The organism is Streptomyces sp. QH1-20 (genome assembly GCF_041283565.1).
GTDB classification, from domain to species: Bacteria; Actinomycetota; Actinomycetes; order Streptomycetales; family Streptomycetaceae; genus Streptomyces; species Streptomyces syringius.
The window spans coordinates 5,776,588-5,793,565 of sequence record NZ_CP166299.1 but is presented as its reverse complement, the minus strand read 5'-3'; the positions used below and the strand labels follow the sequence as shown (position 1 = coordinate 5,793,565).

The window sequence follows — 16,978 nt, the reverse complement described above, 5'->3', positions numbered from 1 at the left end:
ACGCGCGTGGGTCGTCAGCCGACCGCGGCGGCGCTCTCGTGGGCCGTGACCAGTTCCCGCGCCCGCTTCACGTCGTCCGCCATGCAGTCCAGCAGGGCCTCGATGGACTCGAACTTCTCCATCCCGCGCAGGTAGGCGAGGAAGTCCACGGCCGCGTGCAGCCCGTACAGATCGAGGTCGACCCGGTCGATGGCGTAGGCCTCCACCGTCCGCTCGGTGGCGTCGAACTGCACGTTCGTACCGACCGAGATGGCCGCGGGCATCGCCTCGGTGCCGACGGTCAGCCAGCCCGCGTAGACCCCGTCCGCCGGGATCGCGGTGTGCGGCAGCGTCTCCACGTTGGCGGTGGGGAAGCCCAGCTCGCGGCCGCGCTGCGCGCCGCGCACCACGACGCCCTCGACGCGGTGCGGGCGGCCGAGGATCTCCATGGCACCCGCCACGTCCCCCTCTGCGACCAGGCGCCGGGTCAGGGTGGAGGAGAACGGCAGTCCGCCGCCCGCCTCGCCGGTCACATACAGGTCGATGACCTCGACGTCGTAGTCGTAGGTGCCGCCGAGCTCCTTCAGGAGGCCGACGTCGCCGGCCGCGCGGTGGCCGAAGCGGAAGTTCGGGCCTTCGACGACGAGCCGCGCGTGCAGCTTGTCGACGAGCACCTTCACCACGAAGTCGGCGGGCGAGAGCTTCGAGAACTCCGCCGTGAACGGCAGGATCAGCACCGCGTCCACACCGAGCCCGTCCATCAGCTCCGCGCGCCGGTGGTGCGGCGCCAGCAGGGGCGGGTGGCTGCCGGGGCGCACGACCTCGCTGGGGTGCGGGTCGAAGGTCACCACGACGGAGGGCACGCCCAGTTCGCGCGCCCGCTCCACCGCACGGCCGATGATCAGCTGATGCCCGCGGTGCACGCCGTCGTACGAGCCGATGGTGACGACGCTGCGCCCCCAGTCCTGGGGGATGTCCTCCAAGCCACGCCAGCGCTGCACTGTGCCCGCTCCTCGCCCGAACCCGAACCTTTGTCTGTCGTTTTACGCAGGACTAAGAGTGCCATGCCGGTAGACGACGGTTCGCATCGGCCGGTGCACTGCTCGCGAGGTCCTCCGCCGTCTTCGGGTCCGCCGAATCCGCCGCAGTATCCGGAATGCCTGCTTCCGCAGCCTCCGCCTGATCTTCGGACGGCGGCGGGTGCTCGGAGGGCGGCGGGTCCTGCGCCGGACCGGCGCCCTCCCCGCCCGTGGGATCCGTTCCCGCCGTCAGCCGGATGCGCGCAGCCGGGCTCACCACCACCGCCCACTGCGCCGGCGCGGTCCGCAGCCACCCCCGTACCTGGGCGCCGAAGGACGGCACGTCACGGGCGAGCTGGGTCAACCGCCGGTCGAAGCAGGCGGCCCCCTCCGGTGTCCGGGCCATCAGCAGCCCCGTGCGATGGACGAGGTCCCGCGTCCGCGCCTCGCCGCGCTCGCCGGCCCCGCTCACCACCGCCCGCAGAAGGGTGTCGAGGACGGTGACGTCCCGCTCCTGCGGCCCGTACTGCTCGCACTCCAGCAGCACCTCCAGCAACTCCTGGCGCAGCGGGCGGGACACGGACGTGCCGGGGGCGGCCAGGACGGGCGCGAGGGCCCGGCGGACCTGGGCCGGGTGGGTCCGCAGCAGATCCGCGACCAACGGGAAGAGGACGGCCCGGCCGGCCGGGCCCGCTTCCAGCCGGCGGTCGACGAACGCGGCGGCGTGGGCGGCGCCCTCGGGATGGTGCTCCAGGTGCTCGCGCACGAGCGCGGCCGCACGGCGGGCGAGGGCGGGGGTGGTGACCTCGGCGAGGGTGCGCAGCACGTCGCCGGGCCCCTCCCCCGGCTGGTAGAGCCGTGCGCGGAAGGCGGCGAGGACGGGCTCGGGGTGGGTGGTCAGGGCGGCGGCGAGGGCACCGGGCGGCAGGTGCGGATCGCCGGAGGTGAAGCGGGCGATGGCCTGCGGGAGGTGTTTGGAGCGGGTCTGCCGGTCGCGGACGAGCAGGGCGAGCGCGGCGCCGTGCAGGGCGCCCTCGGCGGGGCGGTCGAGCAGGGCGAGCGCGGAGTAGCGCAGCAGCTGCCGGTCGGCCTCGGTGGTGACGTGGGGCGCGGCCTTGAGCGCGTACGCGGCGGCGGCCACGTGCCGGTCGACGCGGTCGTGGTGGGCCCAGCGGTCGACGGCCCGGCAGAGCGCGGAGGGCTCGTCCTCGGCGAGGGCGGACAGCAGCTCGTCGGCGTGCGGGTGCGCGGCGTCCACGAGCGCCTCGGCCAGATCGTCGACGGCGCGCCTGCGGTGGGTGTGCAGGAGGGCCTGGGCGGCGGCGGAGACGGTGGGGCGCACTCCGAAGCCGGTGGCGCCGCCGTCGGGTGTCGTCTGGAGGGGGCGGTCGTCGCCGAACCACTGGCACAGCAGCGGCTGCGCCGTGCACGGGTCCTTGGCGAGCACGGTCGCCACGGCGGTCAGGAAGCGGTCCGGCTGCGGTGCGGTGCGCTGGGGGGCGGGAGCGGCGGCCGGGCCGGGGGGCGGCCCGTCGGCGGGGACGAGGACGCGCAGCAGTTCGAGGCGGTCGGCGGTGCCGAGCGGCAGCCGGAGCCAGAACCACGGTCCGAATTCCGCGAGGCCGCCGAAGGTGCGGGTGGCCCCGCCGTCGAAACCGCCGTGGGCCAGGGAGCGGGCGGTGACGCGCTCGGCGAGCAGCCGCAGGACATCGAGGTAGGGCGTGGCGTCCGGTACCCGCAGCAACGCTTCGCCGAGCAGGTGCGCGGCCCACCAGACCGGGTCGGGAACGGTTCGGGGTGCCTCCTCGCCGTCGGCCGGCACCGTGTCCGCCGCCGTCGCCCCGGTGTCCGGCTCCGCCCCTTCCTCCTCGGGGGGCGGCATGGACCGCAGCGGGAGCGTCTCGACGGCGTGGACCAGCGCGGCGAGGCGGCGGGCGAGCTCGGCGGGGCCCGAGCGCCGGGCAAGGAGGAACAGGGCCTGGAGGACCGGGCCGATGCGATGGCGCGGGACGGGGAGCGGCCGGGACGGCTTCCGCCCGGCGTCACCGCCGCGCCGGCTGCGGCGGCGGGCGGCCGGTGTCCGTGCGGGCTCCTCCTCCCGCCGGGACGGCAGCCGGGCGGCGGCCCGGCCGGGTGTGCCCTCGGGCTCGTACCAGTGGTGGACCAGGGCGTGCAGGGCGGTGTCCAGGTCGAGGTGCGCGCCCTGGAGCCAGTCGGAGAACTCCTCGTGCGCGAAGCGGTACCCCGCGCCGGCCGGTACGAGCAAACCCTCGGTGAGCACGGCGGAGGCCCAGCCCGTGCGCCAGGGGAACAGCTCCTCGAAGGCCTCCCGCTCCAGCTCCCCCTGGCCCGGGCCCAGGCACCGCCGCGCGGCCTCGTGCACCTGCCCGGCGACGCGGGTGGCGAGCCGTCGCACCGCCGCACCACGCGGCGGCGGTGTGCGCGCGGCGGCCAGCCGGACGGCGATCCGCAGGCAGACCAGATCGAGGTGGGCGGAGAAGACGTCCCACCGGTCGGGGGCCCGGCCCTCGGTGCCGTCGCGCACCTGGCCGTCCGGGAGGGCGGCCTGGACCTCGGCGAGGAGGCGCAGGGCGAGGGGGTGGCAGGCGTCCGCCGGGGAGAGGGCGTCGGGGGCGAGGCCGTAGGCGGCGCGGGCCTCGGCGGCCTGCCCGGGCGCGAGGTCGGTGAGCAGGGCGCAGGGCGGCAGCGCGCGGGGGTGGGACGCGGGTGACGGCACGTGCAGCGCGGCGGCCGGGAAGAGGGCACCGGCCGTCTCCCAGTGCTCCGGGCGGCAGGCGACGATCAGCCGGGTGGCCGTCTTCTCCAGCCAGTCGGCGGTCGCGGCCGTCCAGCCGGTGAGAGCGTGCGCGAGGCCGGGCGGCATCTCCTCGGGACCGTCGAGAAGGATCAGGAGCGGGCGGCCCACGCGGTGCGCCATCTCCGCGACGGCCTCCGGGGTGGCGTCGGCGGGGTCCCCCACGGTGCCGTCGGCGCCCACCGAGGCGGTGACGATGCGTCCGGCGGTCTCCAGGACCCGCGCGACGGCGTCCCGGACGCTCTCGTCCCCGACCCGCAGATCCGCGCCGCGCAACCACACGGTCGGTGCGGGCTCGTCCCCCCGCGTCCGCCGCCCGGCAAGCGCCGCCAGTTCGGTCGTGCGCCCCGTACCGGGGTCACCGACCAGGCCCAGCACGCTGGCCGTACGGCTTCGGGCACGGGGACGGTCCTGGTCGGCGTCCGGCCCGGGGCCACCCCCGCCCCGGGCCGCGTCGGCCTCCGCCGCCGGACCGTCGGCACCCTCCGGCCCCCCACCGCACCGGCGGGCGTCCGAACCTGCCTCCCCGCCGTCCCCGTGACCCGCGTCCACGCCGTCGTCCGCCCCGCCGGGGTCGTCGGTCGCGGCAGCGTCATCGCCCTCGTCACCGCTCAGGAACCGCGCGAACTCCCTCTCGATCTCCGGGCGGGCCACGGGCTCGCTCCACGCGAGGGAGGCCGTGGCGGGGCCGAGGGAGGTCGCCGTCAGTTGCAGACCGCCCGCGAGGTTGAGCTCAAGGCCGTACGCGGGGACCGTGGCCGCGTTGCGTTCGAGGAGCGCGGCCAGGGGGCCGTCCGGGGAGGTCGCGGCGGCGGCGCGCAGGGGGATGGCGAAGCCGCCGGCCCGGTGTTCGGTGTGGAGCGCGGTACCGAGGACGGCGACGACCGCACCGGTGCGGGCGTCGATGACGGGGCCGCCCGTGGCCTCCTCGCCGAGCCGCAGCCCGTCGCGCTCCCCGAGGGACAGCTCCAGCGCGGCGCCGAGCAGATGGAAGCGGTCGGTCGCGGTGTAGATCACCAAGGCGTCGCCGATGATCTGGGCGGTCTGCCAGCGGCCCGCCCTCAGCCGGACCTTCGTGCCGCCTTCGACGCACTCGGCGCCCGCGATCGGCAGCGGCGGCACACAGAGGCCGTCGGTGCGCACGAGGGCGAGGTCCGCGCCGGGCAGGGGGGTGACCGCCTCGACGCCGACGAGACAGGTGCGCTCGCCCGGCGCGTGCAGCACCAGACGGGCCAGACCGTCCACCGCCTCATGGCTGGTGATCACGGTGCCACGGTCGTCGGCCACGAAACCCGTGCCGCGTGGCCGCCCGGCGAGATCGCGGATACGCACCAATGATTCGTCCGCATCGGCCCGCCGAGCACTCATCCGCCGATACCTCCCCGCCATGCCGGTTCGTTCCGACCGTAGGCAGCGGATGATCGGCAGGACAGATCACAAGCCGAACGCGCCCCCTTCCACCCCCGTTGTTCACTCCGAGCGCCTGCCCATTGGGGTGAATCCGCGGTGCCGGACGGATAGACAGCAGCGGAGGGGTATCGCGTGGTGCGCGACGACGGCGCCGAAAACGAGACAGAGGGCGGGCGCAGTGCGCCCGCCCTCTGTCGGAGCCGGAAGAATCTCGGCCGGATCTCAGCCGAAGACCGCGAGGCTCTTAGCCTTGCCGCCCTGGTTCTCGACCAGCACCAGGAAGCGGCCGTCCGGGCCGAAGACCGCGATCGGCCCCGTGGTGTCGAAGAGCGGGACCTTGATCCGGACGCCGTTGCCGAGCAGCCGGGCCTGCTCCTCGTTCACGTCCCAGCGCTGGAACGCCGCGGCGGCCGCGTCGGCGACCGGCATGACGGTCAGCTCCTCCTGGAGCTGGTCCAGCGTGCGGGCCTCGCCCAGCGCGTACGGGCCGACGCGGGTGCGGCGCAGCGCCGTGAGGTGACCGCCGACGCCGGTGTCGGCGCCCAGGTCGCGGGCGAGGGCGCGGACGTACGTCCCCGACGAGCAGACGACGGAGACGAGCAGGTCCTGCACCGGGGTGCCGTCCGCCGCCTCGGCCGGGTGCACGGCGTGCACGGCGAAGGAGGAGACCGTCACCGGCCGGGCCGGGATCTCGAAGTCCTCGCCCTCGCGGGCGCGGGCGTACGACCGCTTGCCGTCGATCTTGATCGCGCTGACCTTCGACGGGACCTGCATGATCTTTCCGGTGAGCTTGGCGACCCCGGCGTCGATCGCCTCGCGGGTGACCCCGGAGGCGTCGGCGGACGAGGTGATCTCGCCCTCGGCGTCATCCGTCACGGTGTTCTGCCCGAGCCGGATGGTGGCCACGTACTCCTTCTCGGTCAGCGCGAGGTGACCGAGCAGCTTGGTCGCGCGCTCGACGCCGAGGACGAGCACACCGGTCGCCATCGGGTCGAGGGTCCCGGCGTGGCCGACCTTCCGGGTCCGCGCGATGCCGCGCATCTTGGCGACGACGTCGTGCGAGGTGAAACCGGCCGGCTTGTCGACGATGACCAGACCGTCCGGGCAGACCGGCCGCGGTCCCTTCGTCTTCGGGCGCTCCGCCCGGGCCGCGGGGCGCTTGGGCTCCCCGGCCGCGGCGGCCGGGGTGACCTCGGCGGCGGGCGGGGCGCCCGCGTCGGCCGCCGGGGTCACCGCGGGACGCTCGCTTGGTGCCTGGTGGTTCATTCGGAGGCTGCACCCTTGCTGTCCGAGCTGTCCGAGCCGGCGTCGTCGACGCCGTCCTCGTCCTCGCCCGGCTTGCGGTACGGGTCGGCGTCGCCGGCGTACTGCGCGCCCGAGGAGACCTCACGGACCTCGGCGTCCTTGGCCTTGGCCTTGGCGAGCAGGTCGTCGATGGTCCGGGCGTTGTCCGGCAGGGCGTCCGGGACGAAGGTCAGGGTCGGGGTGAAGCGGACCCCGGTCTCCCGGCCGACCGTGGAGCGCAGGATGCCCTTGGCGCTCTCCAGCGCGGCCGCCGAGGCGGCCCGCTCCTCGTCGTCGCCGTAGACCGTGTAGAACACGGTGGCCTGCTGCAGATCGCCCGTGACCCGGGTGTCGGTGATGGTCACATAGCCGAGCCGCGGGTCCTTGATCCGGCGCTGGAGGGTCTCCGCAATGATCACCCGGATGCGGTCGGCCAGTTTGCGCGCCCGCGCGTTGTCGGTCATGCGCCTACTTCTTTCTTCTTCGGTTCAGTCATCAGTCGTCGTCGCCGTGGATCCGCCGTCTCACCGACAGCAGTTCCACTTCCGGCCGCCCGGCGACGAGGCGCTCGCAGCGGTCCAGCACGTCCGTGAGGTGCGCCGCGTCCCCTGAGACCGCCGCCAGGCCTATCTCGGCTCTGCGGTGGAGGTCCTGGTCGCCGACCTCCGCCACGCTCACCGCGTATTTGCGGTGCAGCTCGGCGACGATCGGACGGACGACGGAGCGCTTCTCCTTCAGCGACCGGACGTCGCCGAGGAGGAGGTCGAAGGACAGTGTCCCTACATACATGCGTAACGGGTGAAGCCCACCCGGGAGGCGTGAGGTGAAGCTGTGTGTACGAGCTCTTAGAACCGTACATGCAACGGCCGGGGCCGATCGACGGAAATAATCCGTCGACCGGCCCCGAATCGTTCTACGCGGATCAGCCGCGCGGCTTCTCGCGCATCTCGTACGTCGCGATGACGTCGTCGACCTTGATGTCGTTGAAGTTTCCGAGGTTGATACCGCCCTCGTAGCCTTCGCGGATCTCGGTGACGTCGTCCTTGAAGCGACGCAGACCCTGGATCGTGAGGTCCTCGGCGACGACCTTGCCGTCGCGGATGAGGCGCGCCTTGGTGTTGCGCTTGACCTCGCCGGAGCGGATGAGAACACCCGCGATGTTGCCCAGCTTGGACGAGCGGTAGATCTCGCGGATCTCCGCCGTACCGAGCTCGACCTCTTCGTACTCCGGCTTCAGCATGCCCTTCAGGGCCGCCTCGATCTCCTCGATCGCCTGGTAGATGACCGAGTAGTAACGGACGTCGACGCCCTCGCGCTCGGCCATCTGCGTGGCACGGCCCTCGGCGCGGACGTTGAAGCCGATGACGATGGCGTCGGAGCCGGTCGCCAGGTTGATGTCCGACTCGGTGACCGCACCCACACCGCGGTGCAGCACGCGGATCTCGACCTCTTCGCCGACGTCGAGCTGGAGCAGCGAGGACTCGAGAGCCTCCACCGAACCGGACGCGTCGCCCTTGATGATGATGTTGAGATCCTGGACCAGACCGGCCTTGAGCACCTTGTCGAGGTCCTCGAGGGACACCCGGCGGGTGCGCTTGGCGAAGGCGGCGTTGCGCTCACGCGCAGCGCGCTTCTCGGCGATCTGGCGAGCCGTGCGGTCCTCGTCGACGACGAGGAAGTTGTCGCCGGCGCCCGGGACGTTGGTCAGACCGAGGACGAGGACCGGGGTCGAGGGACCCGCCTCTTCCACGTTCTGGCCCTTGTCGTCGAGCATCGCGCGGACACGGCCGTAGGCGTCACCGGCGACCATCGTGTCACCGACGCGGAGGGTACCGCGCTGGACGAGCACGGTGGCCACGGCGCCGCGGCCACGGTCGAGGTGGGCCTCGATCGCAATACCCTGCGCGTCCTGCTCCGCGTTGGCGCGCAGGTCGAGCGAGGCGTCCGCGGTGAGGACCACGGCCTCCAGCAGGGAGTCGATGTTCAGACCCTGCTTGGCGGAGATGTCGACGAACATGGTGTCGCCGCCGTACTCCTCGGCCACCAGACCGAACTCGGTGAGCTGACCGCGCACCTTGGTCGGGTCGGCACCCTCGACGTCGATCTTGTTGACCGCGACCACGATCGGCACGTCGGCCGCCTTGGCGTGGTTCAGCGCCTCGATCGTCTGCGGCATGACACCGTCGTTGGCCGCCACCACGAGGATCGCGATGTCGGTCGACTTGGCACCACGGGCACGCATGGCGGTGAACGCCTCGTGACCCGGGGTGTCGATGAAGGTGATGGCGCGCTCTTCGCCGTTGACCTCGGTGGCGACCTGGTACGCACCGATGTGCTGCGTGATACCGCCGGCCTCGCCCGCGACGACGTTCGTCTTGCGGATGGCGTCCAGCAGTCGGGTCTTACCGTGGTCGACGTGACCCATGACGGTCACGACCGGCGGACGGGAGACGAGCATCTCCTCGCCGCCCTCGTTCTCACCGAACTCGATGGAGAACGACTCGAGCAGCTCGCGGTCCTCCTCCTCGGGGCTGACGATCTGAACCTGGTAGTTCATCTCGTCGCCGAGGAGCGTCAGCGTCTCGTCGGACACCGACTGGGTCGCGGTGACCATCTCGCCGAGGTTCATCATCACGGCGACGAGCGACGCCGGGTTGGCGCCGATCTTCTCCGCGAAGTCGGTGAGGGAGGCACCACGGGACAGGCGAATGGTCTCGCCGCCACCGCGGGGCAGCATCACGCCGCCGACGGACGGGGCCTGCATGGCCTCGTACTCCTGGCGCCTCTGCCGCTTCGACTTGCGACCACGACGCGCCGGACCGCCGGGACGGCCGAACGCACCCTGCGTGCCACCACGGGCACCGGGACCGCCGGGACGGCCACCGAAGCCGGGACGACCGCCGAAGCCGCCGCCGCCACCGGGAGCGCCACCGCCACCGGGACGACCGGCGAAACCGCCGCCGCCACCGGGACGACCGCCGCCACCGGGACCGGCCGGACGGCCGGCGAAGCCGCCGCCGCCGGGACGACCGGCACCGCCGGGACGACCCGCGCCGCCGCCGGGACCGCGACCGCCGCCGCCGGGGCCCGGACGCGGGCCGGCAGCCGGACGCTGCGGCATCATGCCCGGGTTCGGGCGGTTGCCCGCGGGAGCGCCACCGGGACGCGGAGCGCCACCGGGACCGCCCTGCGGACGAGGCATGCCACCGGGGGTCGGACGGGCGCCGCCCTGACCCTGGGGACGGGGAGCGCCGCCGGGACCGCCCTGCGGACGCGGACCGCCGGGGCCGGGCCGGTCGCCGCCGGGACGCGGGGCGCCACCGGGACGGGGGGCCTGCGGGCGGGCCATGCCGGTGGAGCCACCGGAGGTGAAGGGGTTGTTGCCCGGACGGGGACCGGCCGGACGGGCGCCACCGGGACGCGGGGCACCCTGGCCCTGCGGGCGGGGGGCACGCTCGGGGCGGCCGCCTTCCCGCTGACCGCCGTCACGACCGGCGGGCGCCGGACGGGCCGGACGCGGGCCGGGGGTGGCGCCGGGGCGCGGACCGGAGGGGGCCTGCTGGCTCGGCTGGGCCGGGGCCGGCGCGGAGAACTCCGCGGCGGGCACCGGGGTGACCGGGGCGGGCTTGGCCGGCGCCGCCGGAGCGGGCTTCGGACCCGGGCGGGGACCCGGGGTCGGCGCGCCACCTGCGGGCTTGGGGGTTGCGGGCGTCTCCGCGGCCGGCTTGGGAGCCGGGGCAGCGGGACGGGCCGGGGCACCCGGAGTGGGGGCACCCGGCTTCGCGGGCGCGGCCTTGCGCGGCGCCGCGGGCTTGGCAGCGGACTTGCCGGCGTTGCCGCCGGGCCCCTGCAAAGCGTCAGTCAACTTGCGGACTACAGGCGCCTCGATCGTCGAGGACGCCGAACGGACGAATTCACCAAGTTCTTGGAGCTTGGCCATGACGACCTTGCTCTCAACACCGAACTCCTTGGCGAGTTCGTATACCCGGACCTTAGCCACTTCGCTCCTTCTAGGTCCGGGTTGTCCACCGGACCGTCGCTACTTCATGGGCGTACTCATCGCGTACTCATCGAGTGCTCATCGCAATCTCGACCTACTTCCAACTCGCGAGGTACCTGACCGCACGGTTTCCCGTGCCGTTCTTCTTACGGTGTTGCCTGGCTGTGCCGCTCGGCCTGATCGACGTAGTGCCGAAGTGCCGAGGTATCGAACGGTCCCTGGCTTTTGAAGGCCCGGGAGAACGCCCGGCGGCGGACCGCCAGGTCGAGGCAGACCAGTGTGGGATGCACGGAGGCACCCCGGCCGGGCAGCGTACCGCGAGGATCGGGGACGCAAGCGCCCTCGTTCACCACGATCCGCAGCAGATCGCCCTTGGCCGCTCGCTCCCGGCACCCCACACAGGTGCGCTCAGGGCATGCGCGGGCATGCGTCCGGCCAGACACTGATTAAGTCTACCTCCCCGCGCCGACCTCACCCCTGTGGGGCGATGATCGGGCACATATGGATTTCGGCCACCCTGCGGGGCCGCTCCGGATGTGGTTCCGGATGTCACTCGTGAGGGGCGGCGGGCCGCTGTGGCCCGCGCCCCTCCCGTGGTTCAGTTGATCTTTGTGCTGATCAGTCCCGGTAGCGGTCGGACCGCTCGGACCGGTAGGGCTGCTCGGAACGGTCGGAACGCTCCGAGCGGTCGGACTGCCCGTCCTGCTCGGTGTCGGGGCGGATGTCGATCCGCCAGCCGGTCAGCCGCGCCGCGAGGCGGGCGTTCTGGCCTTCCTTGCCGATGGCCAGGGAGAGCTGGTAGTCCGGCACGGTCACCCGGGCCGAGCGCGCGCCGAGGTCCACGACCTCGACCTTGCTCACCCGCGCGGGGGACAGCGCGTGCGCCACGAGCTCCGCCGGGTCGTCCGACCAGTCGACGATGTCGATCTTCTCGCCGTGCAGCTCGGCCATGACCGCGCGGACCCGGCCGCCCATCGGGCCGATGCAGGCGCCCTTGGCGTTCAGCCCGGACCGGGTGGACCGGACGGCGATCTTGGTGCGGTGGCCGGCCTCGCGGGCGATGGCGGCGATCTCCACCGAGCCGTCCGCGATCTCCGGGACCTCCATGGCGAAGAGCTTCTTCACCAGGTTGGGGTGGGTACGCGAGAGCGTCACGGACGGACCGCGGACACCCTTCGCCACCCGGACGACGTACGTACGCAGACGCGTGCCGTGCTTGTACTCCTCGCCCGGCACCTGCTCCTGGACCGGCAGGATGGCTTCCAGCTTGCCGATGTCGACCAGGACGTTCTTGGGGTCCTTGCCCTGCTGGACGACGCCCGCGACGACGTCGCCCTCGCGGCCCGCGAACTCACCGAAAGTGATCTCGTCCTCGGCGTCGCGCAGACGCTGGAGGATGACCTGCTTGGCGGTGGTCGCGGCGATCCGGCCGAAGCCGGAAGGCGTGTCGTCGAACTCGCGGGGCTCCTCGCCCTCCTCCAGGTCCTGCGGGTCCTCCTTCGCCCACACCGTGACGTGGCCGGACGCGCGGTCCAGCTCGACGCGGGCGCGGCGGCGGCTTCCCTCGGTGCGGTGGTACGCGATGAGGAGGGCCGACTCGATCGCCTCGACCAGCAGGTCGAAAGAGATCTCCTTCTCTCGCACCAGACCCCGCAGGGCACTCATGTCGATGTCCACGGCTACGCCTCCTCTTGACTCTCGTCGGTCTCGTCCTCGGCCATGTCGGCTTCTTGCGGGGACTTCCGGTTGAACTCGATCTCCACGCGGGCCTTCGCGATCTCGGCGAAGGCCAGCCTTCGGGCGGTGGGCTTGCGGCCCTTCACACCCGGTACCTCCAGGTCCAGCCCCTCGTCGTCGACGGCGACGATGCGCGCGACGAGCTCGCCGCCCTCGGTCAGCTGCGCCTTGATCAGGCGGCCGGCGGCCCGTACGTAGTGGCGGTGCTCGGTCAGGGGACGGTCGGCGCCGGGCGAGGTGACCTCCAGCACATAGGGGGTCCCGCCCATGACGTCCGTCTCGTCGAGCTTCTCGGAGATCGCACGGCTGACTTCCGCACACGCGTCCAGCTGCACACCCTCATCGGAATCGACCACGATGCGGAGCACACGGCGCTTGCCGGCCGGCGTCACCTCGACCTCTTCCAGATCCAGCTCTCGCGCGCTGACGAGAGGGGCGAGCAATTCGCGCAGCCTCTCGCTCTGGGTGGTGCTCATCCGGGTGACTCCTCGGCCGCGTGTGCTGTTGTGGGAATGTCGCGTGTCTGGTCAAAGCCTATCTGTTCCGGCAGCCGACTGACGATTCGGTGCCCGCTCCCCGGTCGGGTGACCGCGCGCCGGTACGCTCACGTCCGGTGATCATGACCCGACCAGGCGGAAAGAGGATCGTGTCGCTCACGACGACGACGCGGGGCCCCGGCGACCCGCGCAGACGCAGGGTACTGGCAGGCGGCGCGGCGGCCCTGCTGGCGGGTGGCGGCGCCGCGCTGACCGGCTGTTCCGGCGATCCGGGCCCCCGCGACGACCGCTCCTCGGCCGAGGAGCGGCTGCGCGCCCGCGCCGGGCGGGGCTCGGCGGCGCTGCTGGAGCGGTACGACGCGACGATCGGTGCGCACGCCGCGCTCGCGGAGCGGCTGCGGCCGCTGCGGGCCGAGGTCGCCCGGCACGCGGCGGCCCTCGGGGCACGCCCGTCCTCCGCTTCTCCTTCCGCTTCGGGTGCCGCCTCCCCTTCCGGACCTTCCGCTTCCGCGCCCGCCGGGAAGTCCGGCCCCGCGGTCCCCCGGGACGAGAAGGCGGCGCTGGCCGCCCTCGCGGACGCCGAGCGGCGTACCGCCGACACCCACACCGCGGCCCTGGCTTCCGCACCGCCCGAACTCGCCCGTCTCCTCGCCTCCGTCGCGGCCTCGGGCGCGGCCCACGCCTATCTCCTCGGCGGTGTCGCGTGAGCGCGTCACCCGGCTCCCGGAAGCACGATCCGGCGCTGGAGGCGGCACAGGCGGCGCTCGCGGCCGAGCACGCCGCCGTGTACGGGTACGGGGTCGTCGGGGCGCGCGTCGGCGAGGCACGGCGGACGGAGGCGCGGGAGGCGCACGACGCCCACCGGGCCCGGCGGGACGCGATGTGGCGCTCCGTCCGCTCCCTGGGCGGCACGCCCGAGGCGGCGTCCGCCGCGTACGCGCTGCCGTTCCCCGTACCGGACGAGGCCGCAGCCGTGCGGCTCGCGGCGGAGCTGGAGAGCCGGCTCGCCGCTGTCTACGCCGATCTCGTACGGGCCGCCACCGGTGCCCCGCGCCGGGAGGCGGCGGCCGCGCTGCGCGAGGCGGCGGTGCGGGCGGTGCGCTGGCGGGGCGGCAGCGTAGCCTTCCCTGGGCTCGTCGAGCGGGCTCCTCGAACCGGGGCCGGCAGCTCGCCGGACGGCGCGTAGCAGCGCCTCTGACCAGCACAGACGAAAAGGACAGCGCAGGGATGGCCAACGCGAAGGACCGCCTCGAACCGCCGGAGCGGCTGGTGCGCGCCCTGGCGCGGGAAGGCCGGGGGGCCCGGGAGGACGAAGAGGGCGGCGCGGCGGCACTCCGATGGCTCGCGAACCTGCCCGCGAGCGCCCAGGAGTACCTGGAGCGCTGGGAGTTGACGCCCGATCGGGTGCAGACCCCGGGCGGCCGGACCAGCATGGTCGTCCTCGTCCGGCAGTCCGACGGCACACCCGCGGCGCTCAAGCTCGGTCTGCCCGACGGCTCGATCGCCCGGGAGCACGCGGCGCTCACACACTGGAACGGCCGGGGCGCGGTGCGGCCGTTGCGCGCCGACCCGGACGCGGGCGTGCTGCTCCTGGAGCGGCTGCACGGCGATGTGAGCCTGCGCTCCCTGGCGGACGCGAAGGCTCTGCTGGAGGCGACGGCGACGTTGCAGCGTCTGTGGGTGCCGCCTGCGGAGGGGCATCCGTTCACCGGCGTCGCGGACCACACGGCCGCGCTGGCTGACGTGCTGCGCGAACGCCGTGCCGAGCCGTGGGCGGCGGACATCCGGACGGTGCTCGACGAGGCGCTGGACCTGCGCGAGGGCCTGGTGGCCGACGCCGGGGACCCGCGGCCGTCCCTGCTGCACGGCGACTACCACCAGGGGAACGTCCTCGCGGGCGACCGGTCGCCCTGGCTGGCGATCGGCCCGCGCCCCTTGGTGGGAGAGCGGGCGTACGACCTGGCCTGGCTGGTCCGGGACCGGCTCGACACCCTGCTGGCCGCCCCCGGCGCCCCCGCCGCAGCGCGGCGCCGGGTGGCGAAGCTGGCGGAGTCGCTGGACGTCGACCGCGACCGGCTGCGCGGCTGGACGGTCTTCCGGGCGGTGGAAGCGGGCGTCCGCGAACTGTCCACCGGCGCCCGCCCGGCGGGCGAACTCCTGCTGGAGTTCGCCGGCTTGCTGTGACGCCGGGTGCCTGCCTGGTGGGCGACGCGCGGGGCCACTCGGCCGAGAGGGCTGATGGGCGATGCCGAGCCGTCGGCGGTCCCGCCACCCCTCCGAGGCGGCGTCAGCACGTCTTGGCGAGGCCGGCCGGACGCCCCTCAGGCGTCCGGCCGGGGGCCTGCGACCGGGTGAGCGATCCGGCCTCGGCCGGGCTGCCTGACCGGGGGCCAGGCCTCGGCTGCCGTCCCGCCGTTGTCCAACGGGGCCCGTCCTCACACGCCCAGCGGGTCGGTTCGGCTGGGCTCAGCCGAACCGGCTCGCTGGGCGGACGACGGCGCCCGCAATCCCGTTAGACCGCCGCGGCCAAGCGGGTCAGCGCCTCGTCCACGGGCAGTTCCTCGCGGGTGCCGGTGCGGCGGTCCTTGAGCTCGACCACGCCGGTGGCGGCGCCGCGGCCGACGACGAGGATCGTGGGCACACCGATCAGTTCCGCGTCGGTGAACTTCACGCCGGGCGACACGCCCGCGCGGTCGTCGACCAGGACCCGGACGCCCGCGGTGCCCAGCTTCTCGGCGAGTTCCAGGGCGAGTTCCGTCTGCACGGCCTTGCCCGCCGCGACGATGTGCACGTCCGCCGGGGCGACCTCGCGCGGCCAGCACAGACCGGACGCGTCGTGGGTCTGCTCGGCGAGCGCGGCGACGGCCCGGGAGACGCCGATGCCGTACGAACCCATGGTGACCCGGACCGGCTTGCCCTGCTGCCCGAGCACGTCGAGACCGAAGGCGTCGGCGTACTTCCGGCCGAGCTGGAAGATGTGGCCGATCTCGATCGCCCGACCGATCTCCAGGCCCGCGCCACAGCGGGGGCACGGGTCGCCGGGCTCGACCACGACGACGTCGAGGTACTGGTCGACCTCGAAGTCCCGCCCGCACACCACGTTGCGGGCGTGCTTGTCGGCCTTGTTGGCGCCGGTGACCCACGCCGTGCCGGGGGCCACGCGGGGGTCGGCGATGTAGCGCACGCCGAGGCCCTGCGGGCCGACGTAGCCGCGTACGAGGTCGGGCCGGCCGACGAAGTCCTCGGCCGTCACCAACTCCACGACGGCGGGCGCCAGGTGCTCGCCGAGCTTGCCGAGGTCGACCTCGCGGTCGCCCGGTACGCCGACGGCCGTGATCTCGCCGTCGACCTTGACCAGGAGGTTCTTCAGGGTCGCCGAGGCGGGCACGCCCAGGTGCGCGGCGAGGGTCTCGATGGTGGGGGTGTCGGGGGTGTCCAGCTCCTCGACGGGGCCATGGCCGGCCGGGTCGACGGGCGCCACGACCGCGGTGACCGCCTCGGTGTTGGCGGCGTAGTCACAGGCCGGGCAGTCGACGAAGGTGTCCTCGCCGGCCCCGGCCGGGGCCAGGAACTCCTCCGACGCCGAGCCGCCCATCGCCCCCGAGACGGCGGAGACGACGCGGTAGTCGAGACCGAGCCGCTCGAAGATCCGCGTGTACGCCTCGCGGTGCAGCCGGTAGGACTCGGCGAGGCCCTCGTCCGTGGTGTCGAAGGAGTACGAGTCCTTCATCTGGAACTCGCGTCCGCGCAGCACGCCCGAACGGGGACGCGCCTCGTCGCGGTACTTCGTCTGGATCTGGTAGAGGATCACCGGCAGGTCCTTGTAGGACGTGCACTGGTCCTTGACCGTGAGGGTGAAGATCTCCTCGTGCGTGGGCCCGAGCAGATAGTCGGCGCCCTTGCGGTCCTTCAGCCGGAAGAGGAGATCGCCGTACTCCTCCCAGCGCCCGCTCGCCTCATAGGGCTCCTTGGGCAGCAGCGCGGGCAGCAGGACCTCCTGGCCGCCGATGGCGTCCATCTCCTCGCGCACCACGCGCGAGACGTTGTCCAGCACCTTCTTGCCGAGCGGCAGCCAGGTCCAGACGCCCGCGGACGTACGGCGGACGTACCCGGCGCGGACCAGCAGCTTGTGGCTGGCGGTCTCGGCGTCGGCCGGGTCGTCGCGCAGTGTCTTGATCATCGTCGTGGACATGCGCTGGACGTGGGCCATCGTGGTCTCCTGCTGCGTAGTGGGAAT

At 73.6% G+C, this 16,978-nt stretch carries 13 protein-coding genes; 3 read left to right on the top strand and 10 right to left on the bottom strand.

Features of this window, described 5'->3' with window-relative positions:
- Nucleotides 1-14 precede the first annotated feature (14 nt).
- The 9 genes from AB8O64_RS26380 to rimP all read right to left on the bottom strand — a co-directional run bounded on the left by AB8O64_RS26380 (nt 15) and on the right by rimP (nt 12,720).
- Nucleotides 15-980 carry a bifunctional riboflavin kinase/FAD synthetase gene (locus tag AB8O64_RS26380; protein ID WP_370421721.1) on the bottom strand — a complete coding sequence of 322 codons (966 nt, stop codon included), beginning with the start codon at nt 978-980 and terminating at the stop codon, nt 15-17.
- Nucleotides 981-1,032: 52 nt separating this feature from the next.
- Nucleotides 1,033-5,181 carry a trypsin-like peptidase domain-containing protein gene (locus AB8O64_RS26375; RefSeq protein ID WP_370421720.1) on the bottom strand — a complete coding sequence of 1,383 codons (4,149 nt, stop codon included), beginning with the start codon at nt 5,179-5,181 and terminating at the stop codon, nt 1,033-1,035.
- Nucleotides 5,182-5,445: 264 nt separating this feature from the next.
- The gene (truB, locus tag AB8O64_RS26370; protein ID WP_356456351.1) at nt 5,446-6,318 is read right to left on the bottom strand and encodes a tRNA pseudouridine(55) synthase TruB; all 873 of its coding nucleotides are present in this window, start codon (nt 6,316-6,318) and stop codon (nt 5,446-5,448) included.
- Nucleotides 6,319-6,485: 167 nt separating this feature from the next.
- On the bottom strand, nt 6,486-6,971 hold the full coding sequence (gene rbfA, locus AB8O64_RS26365; RefSeq protein WP_370421719.1) for a 30S ribosome-binding factor RbfA: 486 nt from the start codon (nt 6,969-6,971) through the stop codon (nt 6,486-6,488).
- 31 nt (nt 6,972-7,002) lie between these two features.
- Complete coding sequence (locus AB8O64_RS26360) at nt 7,003-7,296, bottom strand: DUF503 domain-containing protein (protein ID WP_130880199.1); 294 nt, start codon at nt 7,294-7,296, stop codon at nt 7,003-7,005.
- Nucleotides 7,297-7,429: 133 nt separating this feature from the next.
- Nucleotides 7,430-10,507, bottom strand: coding sequence for a translation initiation factor IF-2 (gene infB / locus AB8O64_RS26355; protein WP_370421718.1), 3,078 nt, complete (start codon nt 10,505-10,507; stop codon nt 7,430-7,432).
- 146 nt (nt 10,508-10,653) lie between these two features.
- A complete protein-coding gene (locus tag AB8O64_RS26350) occupies nt 10,654-10,950 on the bottom strand; it encodes a YlxR family RNase P modulator (RefSeq protein ID WP_130880197.1) in 297 nt (98 codons plus the stop codon).
- A 175-nt stretch (nt 10,951-11,125) separates the two neighbouring features.
- Complete coding sequence (nusA, locus tag AB8O64_RS26345; RefSeq protein WP_370421717.1) at nt 11,126-12,184, bottom strand: transcription termination factor NusA; 1,059 nt, start codon at nt 12,182-12,184, stop codon at nt 11,126-11,128.
- A 2-nt stretch (nt 12,185-12,186) separates the two neighbouring features.
- Complete coding sequence (gene rimP / locus AB8O64_RS26340) at nt 12,187-12,720, bottom strand: ribosome maturation factor RimP (RefSeq protein WP_130880195.1); 534 nt, start codon at nt 12,718-12,720, stop codon at nt 12,187-12,189.
- Between the two features lie 170 nt (nt 12,721-12,890).
- Here rimP and AB8O64_RS26335 point away from each other — a divergent pair, with 170 nt between their 5' ends.
- Genes AB8O64_RS26335 through AB8O64_RS26325 form a run of 3 tightly spaced genes read left to right on the top strand, consistent with a single transcriptional unit; the run spans nt 12,891 to nt 14,925 of the window.
- A complete protein-coding gene (locus AB8O64_RS26335; RefSeq protein ID WP_370421716.1) occupies nt 12,891-13,448 on the top strand; it encodes a hypothetical protein in 558 nt (185 codons plus the stop codon).
- On the top strand, nt 13,445-13,927 hold the full coding sequence (locus AB8O64_RS26330) for a ferritin-like domain-containing protein (RefSeq protein WP_370421715.1): 483 nt from the start codon (nt 13,445-13,447) through the stop codon (nt 13,925-13,927). The genes AB8O64_RS26335 and AB8O64_RS26330 overlap by 4 nt, the downstream gene beginning before the upstream one ends.
- Before the next feature lie 41 nt (nt 13,928-13,968).
- Nucleotides 13,969-14,925 (top strand): aminoglycoside phosphotransferase family protein, encoded by a 957-nt coding sequence (locus tag AB8O64_RS26325; protein ID WP_370421714.1) that lies wholly within the window; start codon nt 13,969-13,971, stop codon nt 14,923-14,925.
- A gap of 328 nt (nt 14,926-15,253) precedes the next feature.
- Here the strand turns inward: AB8O64_RS26325 and AB8O64_RS26320 are convergent, their stop codons facing one another.
- Nucleotides 15,254-16,951 carry a proline--tRNA ligase gene (locus AB8O64_RS26320; protein ID WP_370421713.1) on the bottom strand — a complete coding sequence of 566 codons (1,698 nt, stop codon included), beginning with the start codon at nt 16,949-16,951 and terminating at the stop codon, nt 15,254-15,256.
- Between the last annotated feature and the right edge of the window lie 27 nt (nt 16,952-16,978).